This is a genomic window from Arthrobacter sp. AK01 (assembly GCF_021109375.1).
Lineage (GTDB): Bacteria > Actinomycetota > Actinomycetes > Actinomycetales > Micrococcaceae > Arthrobacter.
The window spans coordinates 42,943-62,619 of record NZ_JAJOHP010000024.1 but is presented as its reverse complement, the minus strand read 5'-3'; the positions used below and the strand labels follow the sequence as shown (position 1 = coordinate 62,619).

Genomic DNA, 19,677 nt, shown 5'->3' with positions numbered 1-19,677 from the left:
CTCCAAGGAGGGCAGACCCGCTTCTTCGTGGAATATCAGGCGTGCTCGTACGTCAGGCAGTCGGCGGCTTCGCGGCCCGGACCAACCTTGACGTCGTGTGCCTCGCACATGAGGTTGTTGTTGTGGACGCACTCCGAGCGCTGGCAGGCTCCTACGTGGGCGAGGACCTTGGGGAGGCCACCCATGGCATTCGTGTCGATGAACGTGGCGCACGATGCGTGATCCGTGGTTCCGCCAATGGTGATTCCGAAGGCCGTGCAGCCATTGTGGTTGAACCCGCACGTGCCAACGCTGCAGGCGGATACTTCGGCAACGTGTTCGGTCATTGTTCCTCCTGGTGTGGATCCTGAATAGTACTGGGGTTGAACCCCGCGTGTACTCTCCAAACTACGCCGGAACCACGCTATTTAACCCCTTCGAATAGCGCATTTGTCTGTGCCCTAATCCGCGCCATTCCGCCGCAAAACGGCGGTTTGAACGTTAGGTATTACTTACTTGGCCTGCGCAGGGCGTCGCTGATCCTGGCTCGCGTTTCCGCATCCAGCGGAGCGGTCACCCGGTTCTCGCGGGCAGCCCTGTCCGCCATGATTTTCTGGATGACCATACGGCCCAAACCAGCAAAAACTGCCGCGGCCACAACGCCCAGCACCATCGATTTCGGTTTCTCAGCCATGCCGCAATCCTAGTGACGCCCACCACGCGCGGCCAGTGCCGCCGTCGGCCGTTTTCCAGTACCTGCATCGGGCCGCCATCTGGTCCAATTTGCCCCGCCTCGGCGGGGTGCCCTCGCGCATTCCGGCTGAATAGGGTATGCGCGCCGCGCCCGGTAGAATGGGTGTGCAAGCTCGCGGAGCGCCCCCCATGCCGTTCAAACATTGCAGTTCACCACCGTGTCCAACCCTGTGTTCGAAACGCTGTTTGAATGCGGCTGAACGGCGTGAGACGGCACCTCCGCGGCAGCCTTATTTAAGGTTCACCCAACTCACGCACAGGAGTTACCGGATGCCCCGGATCGTCGTTGACGTCATGCCCAAGCCCGAGATTCTGGACCCCCAGGGGAAGGCCATCGTGGGTGCTCTGCCCCGCCTCGGCTTCAACAGCTTCAGCGCAGTCCGCCAAGGCAAGCGCTTCGAATTGACGGTCGACGGCGAGGTGACCGACGCTATCCTGGCCCAGGCCCGTGAAGCTGCCGAGACCCTCCTGTCCAACCCGGTGATCGAGGATGTTGTCAACGTCGAGGTCGTCGAGGCCTGATATGACGTCGATCCCCCTGATTGGCGAGGCTGTAGCCGTCGCCGCGGAACCCCGCTTGGCAGGCGCCAAGATCGGCGTTGTGACCTTCCCCGGAACCCTTGATGACCGCGACGCCGCCCGTGCAGTGCGGCTTGCAGGCGCTACGGCGGTGCCGCTCTGGCACGCCGACAGCGAACTCGGCGATGTTGACGCAGTCATCATCCCCGGCGGTTTCTCCTACGGTGACTACCTCCGCGCAGGCGCCATTTCCCGGTTCGCTCCGTTGATGTCCAAGATCATCGACGCTGCCAACTCCGACGCCAAGCTCCCGGTTCTGGGTATTTGCAACGGCTTCCAGATCCTGACCGAGTCGCACCTGCTGCCCGGGTCCATGATCAAGAACGACCACCTGAAGTTCATCTGCCGCGACCAGACGCTGCGCGTGGAGAACGCCAACACCGCCTGGACCGTGGACTACACGGACGGCCAGGAAATCATTGTGCCGTTGAAGAACCAGGACGGCCAGTACATCGCCGACGAGAAGACCCTGGATGCCCTCGAGGCTGAGGGCCGCGTGGTATTCCGCTACGTGGGCTTCAACCCGAACGGCTCCCGCCGCGACATCGCCGGCATCTCCAACGCCGCGGGCAACGTGGTGGGCCTCATGCCGCACCCCGAGCACGCTGTGGAGACCGGCTTCGGTCCCGAATCGCTTGATGGAACCGGCGGCCGCGACACCGACGGCCTGGGCTTCTTCACCTCCGTACTGACCAAGATTGTGGGAGGCGACAAGTGACCACGGAAACCACCAAGAAGTTCAACATCGACACCGTTGAGCACGCTGCCAAGACCCCGGACACGGAACTCCCGTGGGCCGAACTGGGCCTGAAGCAGAAGGAATTCGACGAGATCGTCAAGGTCCTTGGCCGCCGCCCCACCGGCGCCGAGCTGGCCATGTACTCCGTCATGTGGAGCGAACACTGCTCCTACAAGTCCTCCAAGAACCACCTTCGCCAGTTCGGCGAGAAGGTCACCGAGGAAATGAAGAAGGACATGCTGGTGGGCATCGGCGAGAACGCCGGCGTCACCAACCTGGGCGACGGCTGGGCCGTGACCTTCAAGATCGAGTCCCACAACTCGCCGTCGTTCGTTGAGCCGTACCAGGGTGCCGCTACCGGCATCGGCGGCATCGTCCGCGACATCATCTCCATGGGTGCCCGCCCGGTGGCCGTGATGGACCCGTTGCGCTTCGGTGCGATCGACCACCCGGACACGGCCCGCGTCATGCACGGTGCCGTTGCCGGCATCGGCGGCTACGGCAACTGCCTTGGCCTGCCGAACATCGGCGGCGAAATGGTCTTCGACTCCGTCTACCAGGGCAACCCGCTGGTGAACGCACTGGCCGTGGGCGTCATGCGCCACGAGGACATCCGCCTGGCCAACGCCTCCGGCAAGGGCAACAAGGTTGTCCTGTTCGGTGCCCGCACGGGTGGCGACGGCATCGGCGGCGCTTCGGTGCTGGCCTCGGAGTCCTTCGATGACACCAAGCCCTCCAAGCGTCCGGCCGTCCAGGTGGGTGACCCCTTCGCTGAGAAGGTCCTCATCGAGTGCTGCCTGGAGCTCTTCAAGGGCTCCTTGGTTGAAGGCATCCAGGACCTCGGCGCTGCAGGTATTTCCTGTGCCACGTCCGAGCTCGCTTCCAATGGCGACGGCGGCATGCAGGTGGAACTGACCTCCGTCCTGCTGCGCGACCCCACGCTGACTCCGGGCGAAATCCTCATGTCCGAGTCGCAGGAACGCATGATGGCCGTCGTGACCCCGGAGAACATCGCTGCGTTCGAAGCCGTGATGGACAAGTGGGCCGTGGAGTACTCCTGGCTGGGTGAGGTTACCGACACCGGTCGCCTCATCATCACCTGGGAAGGCGACGTAATCGTCGACGTCGATCCCCGCACCGTAGCGCACGACGGCCCGGTCTACGACCGTCCGTTCGCCCGCCCGGAGTGGCAGGACTCGGTGCAGGCGAACACCTTCACCGGTTCCGTCGAGGACGCCGGCCGTCCTTCGGCTCCCTCGGAGCTCGCCGCAGCCGTCACCGAGCTCGTGGCATCGCCGAACATGTGCAGCAAGGCCTGGATCACCAACCAGTACGACCGCTACGTGGGCGGCAACACTGCCATGGCCTTCCCGGACGACTCCGGTGTGGTCCGCGTTGACGAGGAAACCGGCCTGGGCGTTGCCCTGGCCACCGACGCCAACGGCCGCTACACCTACCTCGAGCCGTACCAGGGTGCACAGCTTGCCTTGGCCGAGGCCTACCGCAACGTCGCCACGTCCGGCGCTGTTCCGATGGCCGTCAGCGACTGCCTGAACTTCGGTTCCCCCGAGGACCCGGACGTCATGTGGCAGCTCGCCGAAGCCATCCGTGGCCTCTCCGACGCCTGCATGGAACTGGGCATCCCGGTAACCGGCGGCAACGTCTCGCTGTACAACCAGACCGGCACCACGCCCATCCACCCCTCCCCTGTGGTGGCTGTCCTGGGCAAGCTCGACGACGTCGCCCGCCGCACGCCGTCGGGCTGGCGCGAGGACGGCCAGGCCATCTACCTGCTGGGCACCACCGCAGCAGAGTTGGACGGTTCGGAATGGTCAAACCTCCGCGGACACCTCGGTGGCCTGCCGCCGAAGGTTGACCTCGCAGCAGAGCGCGCGTTGGGCGAGATCCTGATCAACGCTTCCCGCGACGGCATGGTTGACGCAGCACACGACCTCTCCGAGGGTGGCCTCGCGGCTGCCTTGGTGGAGTCCTCGCTGCGCTACGGCGTCGGCGCCCGCATCGCCCTTGAGGAACTCATGGAGCGCGACGGCGTGGACCTGTTCACCGCGCTCTTCTCCGAGTCACAGGCACGTGCGATCGTGTCCGTTCCCCGCTCCGAGGAAGTCCGGTTCAAGGACATGTGCACCGCCCGCGGCTTCGCCCACCTCCGGATCGGCGTTGTTGACGCCGCCGGCGGAAAGCTGGAGATCAACGGCGTGGACGAGCTCTCCCTGGATGCTCTCCGCGAAGCACACGAAGCCACCCTGCCGAAGTACTTCGGCTGATCCTCCCCGCATAAAGCAACGCGGGGTCACTTACAGCCCATAAATCCCTTCGGGATGGGCCTTAAGTGACCCCGCGTTGCTTCTTTAAGCCGGCCAAACAGTCTGCCGCGCCAGCTGCGCCGTGAATTCACCCTCCGGCAAAGGCCTGCCGAAGTAATACCCCTGGCCGCTGGCGCAACCGATGCTCCGCAGCGCCTCTGCCTCGTCGGCGGTCTCGATGCCTTCCCAAACGCCCTCAAGCCCGCACGATCGGATGACCTCCTGGATGGCGGCAAGGAACTTGAGCTGGGAAGGGTCTTTACCGAGGTCCTTCACGAACTGCCGGTCCACTTTTACCCGGTCCACGGGGAGTTTCCTCAGGTAGCCCATGGACGAGTAGCCGGCACCGAAGTCGTCGATCTCCATTCCCACGCCAAGCCTGTGCAGGCTTGCCAGGGTGTATCGGTCCAGTTCGTTGTTCTGGATGATGGCGCTCTCGGTCAACTCCAGGACCAGGGATTCCGGGGTCAGGCTTTCCTCCGCCAGGGCCTCGCTGACGTCGTCCACGAATTCCAGGCTTTGAAGGTCTGCGGCTGAAACATTGATGCGCATGGAAAAGTCATGGTGTGCGGTGGCCGGGTTGTCCCGCCAATGCCGGAGTTGACCCACGGCGGTACGCAGGACCCACCTGCCCAGCTCCGCGATGAGCCCCGTCGCTTCGGCAACAGGGATGAACTGGTCCGGCATGATGAGGCCATGTACGGGGTGGTTCCAGCGGACCAAGGCCTCGCAACCCTCTAACCTTCCACTCGCCAGTTCCACGATCGGTTGATAGAAGAGAACCAGCTGATCCGAGCGGATCGCTTCGCGAAGTTCTCCCACAATCTGCCGCTGGAGCTGACGGGCGTGCAGGGTGGCAGGGTCGAACACCTTGAGCTTGCTACGTCCCTCGCTCTTGGACTCGTCGACCGCAAAATCGGCTTCCTGGAGGAGGTCCTCGAGGGTGTGGTGCGGCTCTGCGATCCGCAGGCCCATGCTGGCACCGCAGCGGACACTGTTGTTCCCGAGATCGATGGCGGGTTCCAGCGCGGCCAGGATCCGGTTGCCGACGGCGGTGGCCCGGGTTTGGGGCGTGGCGGGCAACAGCACGGCGAATTCGTCGCCACCCAGGCGGGTAACGACGTCGTTCTCCCGGACAGCCGACTGTATGCGCATCGCAACGGTGACCAGAACCTGGTCACCCGCGGCATGGCCGGCAGAGTTCTTCAGTGCTTTGAAACTGTCCAGGTTCAGCAGGAGTAGCGCAGGCGGAGCGGCGCCCCGGGCAGCGGAATCGCGGGCCGCGGTGAACGCGTCCACCAAGGCCAAACGGTTGCCGAGCCCGGTGAGCGCATCGGTGAGCGCCTCCCGCCGCTGCTCATAACGTGCTTGGTGGAGCTCTTGCATCAGGGCCTGGACGTGCCGTTCCAGTTTTTCGATGCGGGCATCGTCAGTTGAGACCAGCCTTCGAGGCTTGGTGCTGGTCACGATTCTTCCAGGCGCCGCAGCGTGGTGTCGGCGACAGCCTGCGGTTTGTCCACGGGATTGCGGCGTTCGTCCAGGAAGAGCCGGTAGGAGGCAATGTCCAGCCTGCCGTCAGGCTCCACCCGCTTGCCGGCGCGGTACACGTGGGTGATCCAGGATCCGCCGAGGATGGCCTCGATCCAGGCGTCGCATTCGGCCAGCGGAAGGTGGACGCGGGTGCCGGTATTCCTGCGGTGTCCCGCGATGGATACTGTGATGCAGCTTCCCAGGAGGCCTTTGTCGGCCGTGAACCAGGCGAGGCCTTCGACGTCGGCCACTATGGTCAGGTTGGCATTTCCATCCTCCACCGACTGAACAGGCCCCATCCTGACCGAGCGGCGGTCCGCATTCAGCGAGGTGGGTGTTCCCGCCATGTAGGGAGCACTGGTGATGTTTTGCCGGAAGGCGGATAGCTCCTGGGTGTGCTGGACCTGGATCCTGGTGGTGAGTTCGTTGAAGGTCATGATCGTGCCTCATCCGCGATAATTGCCGCCTCGAGGCGGTCAGCTCCTACAATCCGGTTTCTTCCTTGTGCTTTGGCGCTGTAGAGGGCTGCGTCCGCTACCTCGATCATGAATGTCAGATCGGCGCCGGCAGGGATGCTGGAGGTGACTCCGTAGCTGATGGTGGGGAAGGAGACGCCTTCAGGCGCCGGTGTGGCTGCCATGCGGCGACTGATTTCCGCTGCGATGCTTTCGGCACGATCCTGGGTGGCCCCGGGCAGGAACAGAATGAACTCTTCGCCGCCGTAGCGTCCGATGAGGTCCGTGGACCTGACCGAAGCGCCGCAGGCTTCGGCGAAGGCCTGCAGGGCCACGTCCCCGGCACCATGGCCGTATTCGTCGTTGACAGCTTTGAAGTGGTCCAGATCGGCCAGGACTACAGCCGCGCCGGATCCGGTGGAGTGCAGTCGGTTCAGTTCAGTACCGGCCAAGTCCAGGAAGGTGCCGCGGTTGAGGAGGCCGGTGAGGTGATCCCGGGCTGCGCGTTCCTTGAGGCCCCTGATGAGCTGATCGCTGGTGAGCGCTGTCATGCTGAAAGACACGGTGACCAGAAGAACCATGGATATCAGCGCGGAGGGTCCGGGGCCAAAGTAGGTGGTGAAGGCGTGGCTCGCCGGTCCCTCCAATGCATAAACCATCCAACGGCCCATGTAATAGATGGCCAACAGGCCCGCGGCAATGGACAGCGCTTTGTGGACTTGGGAGTGCGAGGACTTGATGAACCACAGATCGTAGGCGGCCAACGAAATGCCCACGGTCATCATGGCCAGATACACGAACCCTCCGGACCACACATTGGTTGCGGGGCTCTCCAGGATGGAAGCGATAGCTGTTACGGCTGGTCCAACGGCCAACTGCCACGGCGGCGCTTTCTGGTCCCGCAGGGTCTTCGCCCCCGCCCAAACGCTGAATGCACCCGCCACCACCAGGACGTTGCCCAAGGGGTTGGCCCACTGTTGGTGAGGGGTGCCGTTCAGAAGGAAAGCAGCATTGCCCACCATGAACTCCAGCAAGGCCAGGCTCCACCAGCCTGCATACGGCGAGCGCGTGCGGTGGAATGAGGTACAGAACAGCACCAGGAGAGTCACTGTAACCACGCCCAGGGCAACTCTTACCGAAAACGCATCGAGCACCATGTCCAACCCCCTCAGCTGGTCATCCATCGGCTTTGAGTTCAGTGTCTCGGGGCTTACTCAATCCCGATGCGGCATTTGCTCAAGATTTGCTCAAGATCAGCTGTACTCCACCAAGGTGCGCTCCCTAGGCAGTCCAGTGGCCGTCGTCGTGGTACTCCGCTTCCAGCCCGTGCGGCGTCTTTTCCCACTTGTGCGGGCTCGTGAGCATCTGCCATGCCGCCCGCCACGCAGCCACTGAGTGCAGCACCCAATAGAACGGGTTGAGCAGGGCGAAGATCGCGATCCGCCATCCGTGGCGGCGGAGCGTGGCAACCCCGGAGACAACAATCATCATGGCGTTTCCGAACAGCATGGAGACCACGCCTCCCACCAGGAGCCATTCGGGCAGGACCAGGCCGACGATGTCGTACCCGATGTACGTCACTACGGTGAACCCCACAACCAGCGGGTAGGCCAGGAAAGCCAGGGGTGTTCCCAGGATCAGGCCGAGGAATCCGACGGCGCCGGCAATCCCGGTGCTCTTGATGTAGCGCAGGGTGTTCCTCGTATTGACTGCCGAGGTCACCATGTAGCCCTTGATCCAGCGCGTGCGTTGCTTGATCCACGCCGGCACCTGCGAGCAAGCTTCCTCCCACGTGGTGGAATTGATGACGCCCACGCGGTATCCGTCCACTGCAGCCCGGAGGCCCAGGTCGGCGTCTTCCGTGACGTTCCACGGATCCCACGCGCCGACTTCCTTCAGCAGGGCGGTGACAAAGTGGTTGGACGTGCCGCCCAGCGGCAGCGGGATTCCGGAGTTGTCCAGGCCAGGGAGCATCGAGTCGAACCAGTGGGTGTACTCGATGGTGAACATCCGGGTGAGGACGTTTTGGTCTGCATTGAAATAGTTGAGCGCGGCTTGGACGCAGATGAGTGGCTTGCGCTTGGGGTTAAGGTGTTTCCGCTCGAATTCGTCCTGCTTGAACGCGGCTATGGATGCGCGGAGCTGGCCGGGCTCCGGGCGGTCCTCGGCGTCGTAAATGACCACATACTCGCCGCGGGCGAACGTGAGCCCGTAATTGCAGGCCCTGGGTTTGGTCTGCGGATCGCCCTTGGGCACGATGAGGATGCGGACATACTCCGGCGGCCGTGAGGCTTTCGCTGCGGCGATGGTCTCGGCGTCGTCCTCTTCCAGGAGGACCAGGACATCCAACTTGGACCGCGGATAGTCCAACTGGCCCAGGTTGGTCAGCAGCTTATCGATGATGTTGGCTTCCCGGAACACGGGCACCAGGATGGTGTAGACGGGCAACTCCCCATCGGGAACCCGTTCCTCCGCCAAGGGAGGCAACCCGCGGCCGGCCCTCTCCTTATCTCTGGCCTTGGCCACCGCGGCGTCATGCAAACGGTCGAAAGGGCTGCGAAGGCTGGCAAGTGTCTTGAAGCCGATGCTCACCAGGAACACGATGTTCGCAGCGGCCAACAACACGATGATCGCAGTCAGCGGCGAGAGCACGAAGGCGGCCACCATTCCCAGGACCAGGACCACCGGAAGGTAGCGCTGCCATTGTGTCAGGGCGGTGCGGGCGGACTCTCCCGGCCGTTCTTCGGCAAGGCGCTCGGCGGACTCGTAGAGGAGGTGGCGGCGGAAGGACCGCTGGATGGACTGGTTGATGTCCCAGTCAGTGGTGGTCCGGAAGACGACGTCCTTGGCCCCGAACGTCAGGGCCGCCTCGTGCGCAATGGCCGCCGACGGAGCCACCGCCGTGGCAACTGTCAGGAGGTCTCCCTCCATCCGCCATGGCAGCCAACGTGGTTCACCCAGTCCGCTGTAGCCGAGCATCTCCATGAGCCGGTCGTCGGCCGGTTCGGCAACCAGGTCCACCAGTGGCGCCTCCCAATGCTGAGCCAGGACTTCATAAATCCGACGCCGGTCCAGGCCGGCTTCCAGGATGAGGTGCCGGCCCAGCAATCCACCTTCGCTCACTGCCCGGTCAAGTGCCCGCTGCAACTGTTCCGGTGTTACCAATCCGGCGGCGAGCAGTGCCTGTCCGATCGATTGCCGGTTGAGCGTGGCGTCCGCAAGGTGCGAAGAGGAAGTCATCGGTCGGAGGACCTTTCATAGATCCGGTGGGTGGGGGTGGAAAAGGCAACGGAATAGCGGACGTTGAAGGACGGGTTCTTGCCGATCGCCTGGTACACCAGGTCCGTGGGCCCGGAGTCCCGCGCACCTGTACCTGCTTCAACGTTGACGAAGACCCACTGTGCGTACTTCGCGGGGTCCTCCAGCGCCGGCCCGAAGTAATCCCCGGAAGCTCGGTTGTAGATCTCCTTGAGCGGAATACCCATCACTGGAAGCACCGCATTGCCCCGGGCACTCTCGTCCATCAGGATTCCGCCGGACTCGTAGTGCTCGTTGAGCCAGCGCGCCGCGGCCGTGGAATTCGTGGTGGATTCAGCGGACATCCGCCCTTCCGCCAGCACGGCAAGCCGCCCAGTTGGGTCCTCGCTCCACCACACGTTCTGCACCACGAGTCCTGCCAGCAAGGCGCCGGTCAGCCAAAGCCTGAGCCGTGCGGGCCGAGTGATTTCCTCGACGAACACGGCCACCAGGATGGCCACCAGCGGCAAGGCCGTCAGCGCAAAGCGGTTGTTCCACCACGTGGATGGCAGCGAGTGATCGTTGTTGATGGCGGTCTGGCCCAGGAACAGGCTCAGCAGCGCAAAAGCATAAGCGCTGCCGGTCACCGCCACCAGCAAAGTGCTGTTGGCGAAGCCGCGCCTGAAGACCAGTACGACGGCGCCGCACGCCGCCAAGGCGAGGACAACGACGCCGACCGTCTCCAGCAGCGACCAGTGGAAAGTAGTCAGCGTCAGCCCCAGGTTGCCCTTGGTTGGCAACAGTCCGCCGTCGGTAATGTTCTTTTGCTGCGCGTAAGCGGAGTATTGCCCAAACATGAACTCCAGCGGGTTGCCGTAGATGGCCCAGTTATAGGAGATCCACCAAAGCACTGCCGCGGCCGGGATCATCACGTAGCCGCCGGCCATAACGAAGGCTTCCCGCCACCCGCCGGTGCGGCGTTTGGCCACGATCAGTACAAAGAGCGTTCCGGTCATCACCAAGGCCCACCCCTCGTAACGGGAAAGCACTGCGGCGGCCGATGGGATCCCGGCGAAGACTGCCAGCTCGCCGGCACTCATCCGGCGCCGGCTGGTTGCCCAATGCGCCAGGCCGGCCATGCCTCCCACGATGCACATGATGAGCACGGGCTCGGTCAACGCCGTGGTGTAGACGTAGAGGACCGCCGGGTTGGCCAGGACCACCAGGGTAGCGGCCAGCCGCCCCGCCCTTCCCAACCCGAGGCGGGCGGCGATCAAGTACAACCCGGTGGCGGTGGCGGACAACGCCAGGATACCCAGGATTCCTGCAGCCCAGCCCGTGCTGAACAACCACATGTTCAGCACGAACGGTGCCAGCAGCAGGTGTGGCATGGGCAGCCAAACGGTGCCCAACTGTTCAAAGCCGGGCGCCTTGCTGTCGAAGATACGCCGGGCGATGGTCAGGTGGCTTTGGGCGTCGGAGTAGTCCAAGTTGGTGCCATGGCCGATCGTGTAAAGGCATGCGATGTAGCCCACCAGCAGCGAAACCACCGCGACGATCCTGGTGCCCGGGACCTTGCGGCCAACCACCGGGGCACCGAGCCGCACCCAGCCCTTCCGGGCCAGCAATACCAGGGCCCGCAGCGCCGGCTGCCGGTGGACAGCCCGGCGCCGGGTGGCGACGCTAGTTGCCATGTGCCTGTTCGGCCTGCTCTGCCGGTTCGGCCTGCTCTGCCTGTTCGGCCCGTTCCGTTGCCGCCTGTTCAGCGTCCACGTATGTCTGTGCTTCCTTGGCACGACGCCTCATGAGCACGGTCCGGAGTGCGAAGGCCAGTCCGAGCACCAGGACAGCTCCGCCGATCCACCAGGCATAGGGACGGTAGTCGTCGGTAACAGCCTTCTGCGGAACCAGTACGTTGCTTTCCAGCAGGACCGGGGTTCCCGAGGGTTGGGTCACCAGGAGATTGCGGGACAGGGAAGCCCACCCGCCTTCAACGCCACCCACATGGGAGACCAGGGATGCCTGCAACGTGGACGCCGCAGCTGCGTCGCCCTCCGGCGCCCACGCACCGAGCAGCAACAGGTCGCGGCCGCCCTGCTCGAACGCTTCCAGCACGCCGAACGGCGCCGTAGTGCCCACGCCATATTCGACGTCGGACGGAGAGATGGTGCGGAACTCCGCCAACCGCAGGGGCGCCGAGAGCTTGTTGGCCACCTCGGCGGTGGCGCCCACTACCAGCCCGGGCTCGCTGGAGCCTGCCAGGGTATCCAGGCCCACCACGCGGGTGTCCAGCAAGGTGGCACTGTCCCGCTGCAGGGACGCTGTCAGGGACGCTGCGTTGACGGTGTTTGCCTGGGCGTTGCCGTCTCCGAAGGCCACGGCAACGCTCTGGCCCAATGCCTGGGGAAAGCGTGCGAAGCCTGCCTTCGTGGAAGCGCCCCGGACGGCGGTGAGGGTGCTACCCGCGGTATCGAGGGTGACTTCCATGGGCATGACACCCGCGGGCCCGGTGCAGTCACCGCCGGCCGGGAGCGCAGCGAGGCGGATCCGCAGGCCGTTCTTCGCCTGGAGCTGCCCCGCTGGAACCTCGGCGTCCACCGTGAAGGTGTCACCGCCGTCGAGGTTTTTCGAGCCGAGCAGGTAGTCGTTCCAGAAGACCGAAAGCTGCGCCTGGGCGTTGTCCGGGACGGCTGTGTGCGTGCCTTTGAGCTGGACCTTCACTGAGGAAACCGGGCCGCCGAACTGCGACTGGCTGACGCCGACGTAGGATTCCGGCGTGCCGTAGCCGGAGAGCTTGAGCGTGGCGCTGCCGAGGTCCTTGAGGCTCTGGACCAGGCCAGGGGCGGCAGGTAGCGCGGAGGTAAGGCCGGTGACGGAGGAGGTCACCGCGAGCGCCGTCTTGTCGCTGGCGAACGCCCGGGCTGCGGTGCGGAGTTGTTCATCGTGGCCGCTGAGGATGAGTTGGGGAAGGCCGGCCGCAGCGGTCAGCTGTGTGTTGGTGTCCCCGGAGCCGGCGACGACGCTGATGATCCGGCTCCCTGCCGGCAGGCCGGCTGTGCGGGCCGCGAGTTCAGCGTCCGGAACCACGCTGATGCTGGCCTCAGGGTAGCGGTGGGCCATGGCGGCCGACGCGGTCATGATGGCCGCGGAAACATCTGCTCCGGGATCGGCCGGGACGGGAAGTACGACGGCGGGCACGGACGCCGGGAAGAACTCGCCAACGGTGGTGGGATCCTTGGCGGTTCCGCTGAAGTCAACCGACAGATTGCCGAGCGTTGCCGTGGAGTTGGACAGGACGCACATGGTCTGGTTTGCCGGAATGTATTGCAGTCCAACGGAGAGCTGCTGGCCAACAACGTCGGCGCTGCTGACTGCTTCGTCGAGGGGGACAGTGGCTGCTGCGTTGCTTTCGAGGATGATCCGGCCATTGACCGTGGCCCGGACCATCCCCTCAGGCTTCCCCGACACCGCGATTGTCCCCTTCACCCGGGTGGGTTCCAAGCCGGCCGTCACGGGCACCACCACCATCTGCTCGGATTGGCCTGCGAGGGCCGAAACGCTGGATGAGGTCTGCAGGGCCGCTCCCTGCGCTGGTGCAGGTTCAGCGCTTGCTCCAGGGGCGGTAACGGCGGCCAGCGCCAGGGTTGCGGCAGAGGCGAGCAGGATCCTGACCGGGTGGGGTCGGGTTTGGAGGCGCGGGCGTGGTCCGGCAGGGGTTTGGGTCACGATGTCAGTCCTGAGTAACTAGCAGCGAATGTGTCCGTCAGCCGATCAAGGCCAACCTCATAGACACTGCCGAACCGAACTCAAGGCGCATTGCTGAGTTGGCTCAAGATTCGATCAAGACCATGTCGCCCCTACCGCCGTTGACCTGCGGTGATAATGAACCATGGGGATCGGCAACGGGAGCTGCACAGCGAGGACTAGTACCCAATGACTGCCAAGCGGGTGGAATCGAGGTGCTCGTCGATGGCTTTGTGCGCTGCGTCCAGGCTTCGGCTGCGGAGCGCGTCGACGATCAGTTGGTGTTCCCGCAGGACGTCCCCGGCTCGATCCGTGCCTTGGGTAACGGCTTTGACGCCGATCCTGAGTTGTTTTTGCCGGAGCGACGCGTAGAAGTCGGCGAGTACGGGGTTGCCGCCGGCACGGACCATGAGCGTGTGGAATTCCGTGTCCAGCTCGATGAACCTGGCGGGATCGTCCCGGGCCTCCTGCTGCTGGTCAATCACGCGCTGGAAGGCATCGATCTGGGCCTCAAGCATGGTTTCCACTGCCGAGACGGCCCACTTCTCCACCACGGACCGTGCCTGCAGGATGGCGCGTACGTCGGGGTCGGAGATGGGTGGCACGTAGGCGCCTTTGTGCGGGATCCTCTTGACGAATCCTTCGGCTTCAAGGCGCAGCAATGCCTCACGCACGGGGGTTCGTGAGGTACCGGTGGTCTTGGCCAGGACTCCCTCGTTGAGGAATGTTTCTTCCTCACGGGGCAGGGCTGCGATGTAGCTTTTCATCCACTGGTAGGCCACTTCTGGCTGCGACTGTGCAGCGGGGGTCATCTGGATCATGCAGAGCCTTTCTCGCGTAGCCCAGTATACGAGTTGCATTCAGGACTGTTCGGGACGTTCCTGAAAACTTCTCCTTCAAATATAGACAGGTTGTATACAACCCGTCTACAGTGTTGTTCAGTGACTCCGCTCACGCATCGGAAATACCCCAAATTTTCCTGGGAGCCCGGCCGCCAGACTCAACAGAAGCTCCGCGGCTCCCACTCGCAAAGGATTCCCACAATGACCGATTTGAAGAAAGCAGAACTGCGGCAACAGAAGCACTCCAGCCTGCCCGTGGTGGCTGCTTCGAGCCTGGCCGGCACGGCCGTTGAATGGTACGACTTCTTCCTCTACGGCACCGCCGCAGCGCTGGTATTCAACAAGCTCTACTTCCCTACCGACGATCCCCTGGTGGGCACCATGCTGGCCCTCGGAACGTTCGCGGCCGGCTTCCTGGCACGCCCCATCGGCGCCATAGTCCTGGGTCACCTGGGAGACAAACACGGCCGGCGCGCAACACTGGTTGCCAGCCTGATGCTCATGGGTGTCGCCACCACCCTCATCGCCTTCATCCCTTCGTACGCAGCGATCGGCCTTGCAGCACCCCTGCTCCTCCTGCTGCTCCGCTTGATTCAGGGATTTGCCCTCGGCGGCGAATGGGGCGGCGCGGTACTCCTCGTCTCCGAGCACAGCAACGAAAGCGCCCGCCGCGCGTTCTGGGCTTCGTGGCCGAACATGGGCCCACCGCTGGGCAACCTGATGGCTGCCGGCGTCCTGGCCATCCTCGCCGCCACCATGCCGGAGAGCGAGTTCCTGGCATGGGGCTGGCGCATCGCGTTCGGTTTGTCTGCACTGCTGGTAGTCATTGGCCTCGTCCTGCGGCTTTACGTCCAGGAAACCCCGCTGTTCAAGGAAGCACAGCGCAAGCGCGAAGCCGAAGGCAACAAGGAACGGAAGATGCCGCTGACCATCCTGTTCCGCCGCAACTGGCGCGAGATCCTCATCGCCACCGGCAGCCGGATGGGCGAGAACGCAGGCTTCTACATCTATTCGCTGTTCATCATTACCTACGTCACCCAGATCATGGGGTTGCAGCGGCAGACAGGCCTCACCGCCGTCATGATCGGGCAGGGCGTGGCCGTCGTCGCCATTCCCATCCTGGCGCTGTACGCGGACAAGGTAGGGCGGAAGCCCATCCTGATCGGAGCGTCGATTGCCACCGTGGTGTGGGCCTTCGCGTTCTTCGCCCTGCTCAATACGGGACAGACCTGGGGAATCATTGCAGCTGCCGTGGGCGGCCTGCTGATCTTCGCGGCGTACAGCTCGGTGATCGGCGCGTTCTTCTCCGAACTTTTCCCCACGGACGTCCGGTACAGCGGCACCTCAGTGGCCTATAACCTGGCATCGCTGATCGCCGGCTCGTTGTCACCGATCATCGCCCTGGCCCTCTACAGCGCATTCGGCACCGGCTATGCGATCGGCATCTACCTCGCCGTCATGGGCCTGATCTCCATGGTCTCGGTGATGTTTGCCAAGGAAACCAAGGGCTTGCGCCTCAGCGACCTGGACAACGATCCACACGGCGCCCCGGAAAAGGAAAAAGCATGAAAATCGCACTTGTCCAAGTAGCCAGCCCGGACTCCGAAACCCGCGATGACCGCATCCAGCGCGTAGAAGCCATCCTTCGCGGTATCAACGGCGCCGAACTGATCGTCCTGCCGGAACTGTGGAGCGCCGGATACTTCCACTTCGACGAATACGAGGCCTTGGCGGAGACGCTCACCGGCCCCACAGTGTCCATGTGCTCACGGGTAGCCAAAGACCTTGGCGTATACCTTCACCTCGGCAGCATCATCGAGGCGGGCGACGACGGCCGGCTCAGCAACACCTCCATCCTGCTGGGCCCTGACGGCAACGTGGTCCACACGTATCGGAAAATCCACGTCTTCGGGTACAAGTCCAAGGAGGCAAGCCTCCTCACCGCTGGATCGTCCCTCCCCGTAGTCCCCTTGCCTTTCGGGTCCGTTGCAGGCATCACCTGCTACGACCTCCGCTTCCCCGGATTGTGGATGGAGCTGAGCGACCGCGGTGCGGAGATCGTGATCGTCCCCGCGGCCTGGCCGGCGGCCCGGCGTGAACACTGGCGCCTGCTCACCACGGCCCGGGCTGTGGAGCACCAAATCTTCGTGATCGCTTGCAATGCAGCAGGCAGCCAGGAAGGTGTGGAACTCGGCGGACACAGCCGGGTGGTGGACCCCGCCGGCAACGTCCTTGCCGAAGCGGACGCCGGGGAATCGGTGCTCCTGGTGGACATCGATCCCCTGCAGGTCCAGGCCGTCCGCAGCGAGTTTCCCGTCATCGGGGACCGCCTCGCGGCCTACGACACACTCACCGTTTAGACCCAAGACCGTTCAGAAGCCATCCAAGGAGACGGAATGGAAACAACAAGGCAAGTCCCGCTGACCTTCCAGGTGGTGGGCACAGAGAAAACCATCGTGGTCACGGATTTCCACGGAGTGGTGGCCGGCTACACAGGCCGGGATCCGAAGGCAGTCCAGCACCACATCGATGAACTGGCAGCCATCGGCGTAGCTCCGCCACCGGAGGTACCCATGTTCTACCGCATGGATTCGGACCTGTTCGAGACCTCCGGCGAGCACGACACCTCGGAGAACCTGACCTCAGGCGAGATTGAACCCCTCTACATCCGCCACGACGGCAAGTACTATCTCGGCATCGGCTCGGACCACACGGACCGCGACATCGAGGCCCGGGACATTGGAGACTCCAAGCGCGCCTGCCCCAAGCCCGTCGCCGGTGAGGTCATCGCCGTCGAATCCTTGGCGGATCTCGACCTCGACAGCTGCACCGCCCGCTCATGGGTGGACGGGGAACTGTACCAAGAGGGTTCGCTGAGCGGCCTGCGCACGCCGGCCGACGTCGTCGAGCGCCTCCTGGACCGTACCGACATCGGTGATGCCGACTTCATGTGCCTCGGCGGCACCCTGCCGCTGCTGGACGGGAAGTTCGTTGATGGAACTTCCTGGAAGTTGGAGCTCTCCTTCCCGAATGGGACCACAATCGAACATAACTACAAAATCAGGAAAGGCTCACTTCGATGAGAACCGGTAAGCAGTATTTGAAGTCCCTGAACGACGGCCGGACAGTGATCCTCGATGGCGAGGTAGTCGGCAACGTCCTGGAACACCCGGCCTTCGCGAAGGTTGCCCGGACCATGTCCGAGCTGTTCGACATCGCGGCCGATCCCGCCAACGGAATGCAGTTCCACTCGGAGGAGATCGACGGACCGGCCAACAGGACCTTCGCCGCTCCCAGGACGCAGGAGGAACTCGTCCTGCGCCGCCAGGCAATCGAGAAATGGGCCAAGCACACCCACGGTTGGGTTGGCCGCAGCCCGGACCATGTGGGCACGTTCTTCGCCGCGTTCGGTTCCCACCCGGACGTTTTCAAGAATGACGAGCGGGACTTCGCCGGGAACGTGGAGCGGTACTACAAGAAGATCCTGTCCGAGAACCTGTACCTTTCCTACGCGATCATTCCCCCACAGGTTTCCCGCGCAACCACGGCGTCAGGTTGGGAGGGCGAATACCTGCAGGTCGGCGTCGTGCGTGAAACCGAGGAGGGCATCATTGTCCGTGGTTCGCAGATGCTCGCCACCGGTGCCGCCATTGCCGACGAAGTTTTTGTCACCTGCATCAAGCCACTGGGCCCGGACGACGTGGACTTTGCGATCAGTTTCGCCATCCCCGTGGCAACGGACGGCCTGAAGCTCTACTGCCGCCGCCCGTTCGCGCCGGCCGCCACCAGCGACTTCGACTACCCGCTGACCAGCCACTACGACGAGCCGGACGCCCTGGTGGTCTTCGACGACGTCCTCATCCCGTGGGACCGCGTCTTCATCAACCGGAACATCGACACCCTGCGCCGTCAGTTCTTCGACACCGGCGCCCACGCCCTGGGCAACTGGCAGGCCCAGATCCGCTTCTCCACCAAGCTGAAGTTCATCGCTTCCGTGGCCCGCAAGGTCACCCAGGTGAACGGCACGGACAAGATTCCCGGCGTCCAGGAGAAGCTCGGCGAGCTCGCAGCGATCGTGCAGTCCGTTGAGTCGGCGGTTCTCGCCGCCGAATACACGGCAACGACGGACGACGCCGGCATGAGGGTTCCCGGAAAGAGTGCACTGTACGGGGCCATGGGCCTGCAGTCCGAGACCTACCCGCGAGTGATCTCGATCCTGCGCGACCTGGTGGGCGGCGGCGTCCTGCAGCTTCCCTCCAGTATCGCCGACATGACCAGCAGCGTGACCCGGCCGGACATGGAACGCTACGTCCAGTCACCCGGCGTCAGCAGCGAGGAACGGGTGAAGCTCTTCAAGCTGGCCTGGGACATCATCGGTTCCGAGTTCGCCGGCCGCCACCAGCAGTACGAGATGTTCTACGCTGGCGCACCGTTCGTGGTCCGCGGCGCCTACACCTACCGGAACTACGGCTACGACGCCCTGGTGGCGGAGCTGGACACGTTCCTGGGTTCCTACAGCATCGAGGGCTCCACCGAATCGGAGGCGATCTGACCATGGCAAAGCCCGAATTCGAGTTCACCCCCGTTTCCTCGGTGGACTTCGCACCCTGCAACCCGCACATCGAGGGGCTGTCCGAGGCCATCCTCGCCCGCGATTCGGACAATGACAGCGTCACCCGGATCCTCAAGTTCGAGCCCGGCACGGATACTTCCCCCAACGGCGTCCTCACGCACGATTTCTGGGAAGAGGTCTTCATTTTCGAGGGCTCTTTCGTGGACCAGCGTCTCGGCAAGACTTTCAAGGCCGGCGACTGGGCCACCCGCCCACCCGGCATGGAGCACGGCCCGTGGGTCTCCGAGAATGGAGCCAGGATGTTCGAAGTCCGGTACTACACGGAGCCGGTCCCAGCGGAGCGGAGCAACTGACATGAGCCTGGCACCAGCCTTCACCATCCCCGATGCCATGGGGATGCGCCGCGCCATGGGCCGCTTCCTCACGGGCGTTGCCGTGGTCACCACCCAGCACGAGGACGAGCAGTATGGGATGACCATCAGCTCGCTGACGTCCATCAGCCTTGAGCCGCCCATCCTGATGATCTCGCTGAACTTCGGCACCCGGACCGGCGAGGCCCTGATGGAGAGCGGCAAGTTCGCGGTGTCCATCCTCGGCGCGAAGCAGGAGTCCGTGGCCCGGCGGTTCGCCGTCCGCGGCGGGGACCGTTTCGGCGACGGCGACTTCGACATCACCGACAACGGCCTTCCGGTCATCAAGGGCGCCCTCGCCCAGGCGGACTGCAGCGTGGTGCAGCAATACGACGTCGGCGATCACCAGGTCTTCTTCGGCCAGGTCACCACGTGCCGGGACCGGGACGGCGAGGTGCTCGCGTTCAAGGCCGGCCGCTTCGGCTCGTTCAGCGACTTCGGCCATGCGGAGATCCCCTGGATGTTCTAGTTCCCATAGAACAACGCGGGGTCACTTACGGCCCATGAATCCC

Annotated in this window: 18 protein-coding genes; 9 read left to right on the top strand and 9 right to left on the bottom strand. The window is 64.0% G+C overall.

Features of this window, described 5'->3' with window-relative positions; genetic code table 11:
- Positions 1–35: 35 nt before the first annotated feature.
- Together LN996_RS10580 and LN996_RS10575 are read right to left on the bottom strand one after the other, a co-directional pair.
- Positions 36–326: a DUF1540 domain-containing protein gene (locus LN996_RS10580; RefSeq protein ID WP_159705675.1), complete on the bottom strand. Its 291-nt coding sequence runs from the start codon at positions 324–326 to the stop codon at positions 36–38.
- Between the two features lie 161 nt (positions 327–487).
- Positions 488–673 (bottom strand): hypothetical protein, encoded by a 186-nt coding sequence (locus tag LN996_RS10575; protein WP_231340344.1) that lies wholly within the window; start codon positions 671–673, stop codon positions 488–490.
- 329 nt (positions 674–1,002) lie between these two features.
- Between LN996_RS10575 and purS the strand changes: the two genes are divergently transcribed.
- The 3 genes from purS to purL are packed head-to-tail and all read left to right on the top strand — an operon-like array spanning position 1,003 to position 4,335.
- The gene (gene purS / locus LN996_RS10570) at positions 1,003–1,254 is read left to right on the top strand and encodes a phosphoribosylformylglycinamidine synthase subunit PurS (protein ID WP_011773385.1); all 252 of its coding nucleotides are present in this window, start codon (positions 1,003–1,005) and stop codon (positions 1,252–1,254) included.
- A gap of 1 nt (position 1,255) precedes the next feature.
- A complete protein-coding gene (gene purQ, locus LN996_RS10565; protein ID WP_231340343.1) occupies positions 1,256–2,029 on the top strand; it encodes a phosphoribosylformylglycinamidine synthase subunit PurQ in 774 nt (257 codons plus the stop codon).
- Positions 2,026–4,335, top strand: a complete 2,310-nt coding sequence (gene purL, locus LN996_RS10560) for a phosphoribosylformylglycinamidine synthase subunit PurL (RefSeq protein ID WP_231340342.1) — start codon at positions 2,026–2,028, stop codon at positions 4,333–4,335. Before purQ ends, purL begins: the two co-directional genes overlap by 4 nt.
- Before the next feature lie 84 nt (positions 4,336–4,419).
- Here the strand turns inward: purL and LN996_RS10555 are convergent, their stop codons facing one another.
- The 7 genes from LN996_RS10555 to LN996_RS10525 form a co-directional block, all read right to left on the bottom strand.
- The gene (locus LN996_RS10555) at positions 4,420–5,841 is read right to left on the bottom strand and encodes a bifunctional diguanylate cyclase/phosphodiesterase (RefSeq protein ID WP_231340341.1); all 1,422 of its coding nucleotides are present in this window, start codon (positions 5,839–5,841) and stop codon (positions 4,420–4,422) included.
- Positions 5,838–6,341 carry a hypothetical protein gene (locus tag LN996_RS10550; protein WP_231340340.1) on the bottom strand — a complete coding sequence of 168 codons (504 nt, stop codon included), beginning with the start codon at positions 6,339–6,341 and terminating at the stop codon, positions 5,838–5,840. Before LN996_RS10550 ends, LN996_RS10555 begins: the two co-directional genes overlap by 4 nt.
- Entirely contained in the window at positions 6,338–7,516 is a 1,179-nt protein-coding gene (locus LN996_RS10545) for a GGDEF domain-containing protein (RefSeq protein ID WP_231340349.1), read from the bottom strand. Before LN996_RS10545 ends, LN996_RS10550 begins: the two co-directional genes overlap by 4 nt.
- Positions 7,517–7,640: 124 nt before the next feature.
- Positions 7,641–9,599 carry a glycosyltransferase family 2 protein gene (locus LN996_RS10540; RefSeq protein WP_231340339.1) on the bottom strand — a complete coding sequence of 653 codons (1,959 nt, stop codon included), beginning with the start codon at positions 9,597–9,599 and terminating at the stop codon, positions 7,641–7,643.
- Entirely contained in the window at positions 9,596–11,290 is a 1,695-nt protein-coding gene (locus LN996_RS10535) for a glycosyltransferase family 39 protein (protein ID WP_231340338.1), read from the bottom strand. Before LN996_RS10535 ends, LN996_RS10540 begins: the two co-directional genes overlap by 4 nt.
- Positions 11,280–13,322, bottom strand: a complete 2,043-nt coding sequence (locus LN996_RS10530) for a cellulose biosynthesis cyclic di-GMP-binding regulatory protein BcsB (protein WP_231340337.1) — start codon at positions 13,320–13,322, stop codon at positions 11,280–11,282. Before LN996_RS10530 ends, LN996_RS10535 begins: the two co-directional genes overlap by 11 nt.
- Positions 13,323–13,519: 197 nt before the next feature.
- On the bottom strand, positions 13,520–14,161 hold the full coding sequence (locus LN996_RS10525; protein ID WP_231340336.1) for a GntR family transcriptional regulator: 642 nt from the start codon (positions 14,159–14,161) through the stop codon (positions 13,520–13,522).
- A 222-nt stretch (positions 14,162–14,383) separates the two neighbouring features.
- Here LN996_RS10525 and LN996_RS10520 point away from each other — a divergent pair, with 222 nt between their 5' ends.
- From LN996_RS10520 to LN996_RS10495, 6 genes are read left to right on the top strand one after another with little or no spacing between them, the layout of a single operon-like run.
- Positions 14,384–15,751, top strand: coding sequence for an MFS transporter (locus tag LN996_RS10520; protein ID WP_231340335.1), 1,368 nt, complete (start codon positions 14,384–14,386; stop codon positions 15,749–15,751).
- On the top strand, positions 15,748–16,542 hold the full coding sequence (locus LN996_RS10515) for a carbon-nitrogen family hydrolase (RefSeq protein ID WP_231340334.1): 795 nt from the start codon (positions 15,748–15,750) through the stop codon (positions 16,540–16,542). The genes LN996_RS10520 and LN996_RS10515 overlap by 4 nt, the downstream gene beginning before the upstream one ends.
- Before the next feature lie 36 nt (positions 16,543–16,578).
- The gene (locus LN996_RS10510; RefSeq protein ID WP_231340333.1) at positions 16,579–17,265 is read left to right on the top strand and encodes a DUF2848 family protein; all 687 of its coding nucleotides are present in this window, start codon (positions 16,579–16,581) and stop codon (positions 17,263–17,265) included.
- A complete protein-coding gene (locus LN996_RS10505) occupies positions 17,262–18,734 on the top strand; it encodes a 4-hydroxyphenylacetate 3-hydroxylase family protein (RefSeq protein WP_231340332.1) in 1,473 nt (490 codons plus the stop codon). The genes LN996_RS10510 and LN996_RS10505 overlap by 4 nt, the downstream gene beginning before the upstream one ends.
- A 2-nt stretch (positions 18,735–18,736) precedes the next feature.
- The gene (locus LN996_RS10500; RefSeq protein ID WP_231340331.1) at positions 18,737–19,108 is read left to right on the top strand and encodes a cupin domain-containing protein; all 372 of its coding nucleotides are present in this window, start codon (positions 18,737–18,739) and stop codon (positions 19,106–19,108) included.
- A gap of 1 nt (position 19,109) precedes the next feature.
- Positions 19,110–19,634, top strand: a complete 525-nt coding sequence (locus LN996_RS10495) for a flavin reductase family protein (RefSeq protein WP_231340330.1) — start codon at positions 19,110–19,112, stop codon at positions 19,632–19,634.
- Positions 19,635–19,677: the final 43 nt, after the last annotated feature.

Coding starts and splice junctions, on each gene's coding strand:
- LN996_RS10550 (WP_231340340.1), bottom strand. CDS start 6,341: ATGACCTTCAACGAACTCACCACCAGGATCCAGGTCCAGCACACCCAG.
- LN996_RS10535 (WP_231340338.1), bottom strand. CDS start 11,290: ATGGCAACTAGCGTCGCCACCCGGCGCCGGGCTGTCCACCGGCAGCCG.
- LN996_RS10500 (WP_231340331.1), top strand. CDS start 18,737: ATGGCAAAGCCCGAATTCGAGTTCACCCCCGTTTCCTCGGTGGACTTC.
- LN996_RS10495 (WP_231340330.1), top strand. CDS start 19,110: ATGAGCCTGGCACCAGCCTTCACCATCCCCGATGCCATGGGGATGCGC.
- LN996_RS10505 (WP_231340332.1), top strand. CDS start 17,262: ATGAGAACCGGTAAGCAGTATTTGAAGTCCCTGAACGACGGCCGGACA.
- purS (WP_011773385.1), top strand. CDS start 1,003: ATGCCCCGGATCGTCGTTGACGTCATGCCCAAGCCCGAGATTCTGGAC.
- purQ (WP_231340343.1), top strand. CDS start 1,256: ATGACGTCGATCCCCCTGATTGGCGAGGCTGTAGCCGTCGCCGCGGAA.
- LN996_RS10575 (WP_231340344.1), bottom strand. CDS start 673: ATGGCTGAGAAACCGAAATCGATGGTGCTGGGCGTTGTGGCCGCGGCA.
- LN996_RS10545 (WP_231340349.1), bottom strand. CDS start 7,516: ATGGTGCTCGATGCGTTTTCGGTAAGAGTTGCCCTGGGCGTGGTTACA.
- LN996_RS10520 (WP_231340335.1), top strand. CDS start 14,384: ATGACCGATTTGAAGAAAGCAGAACTGCGGCAACAGAAGCACTCCAGC.
- LN996_RS10525 (WP_231340336.1), bottom strand. CDS start 14,161: ATGATCCAGATGACCCCCGCTGCACAGTCGCAGCCAGAAGTGGCCTAC.
- LN996_RS10515 (WP_231340334.1), top strand. CDS start 15,748: ATGAAAATCGCACTTGTCCAAGTAGCCAGCCCGGACTCCGAAACCCGC.
- LN996_RS10510 (WP_231340333.1), top strand. CDS start 16,579: ATGGAAACAACAAGGCAAGTCCCGCTGACCTTCCAGGTGGTGGGCACA.
- LN996_RS10540 (WP_231340339.1), bottom strand. CDS start 9,599: ATGACTTCCTCTTCGCACCTTGCGGACGCCACGCTCAACCGGCAATCG.
- LN996_RS10580 (WP_159705675.1), bottom strand. CDS start 326: ATGACCGAACACGTTGCCGAAGTATCCGCCTGCAGCGTTGGCACGTGC.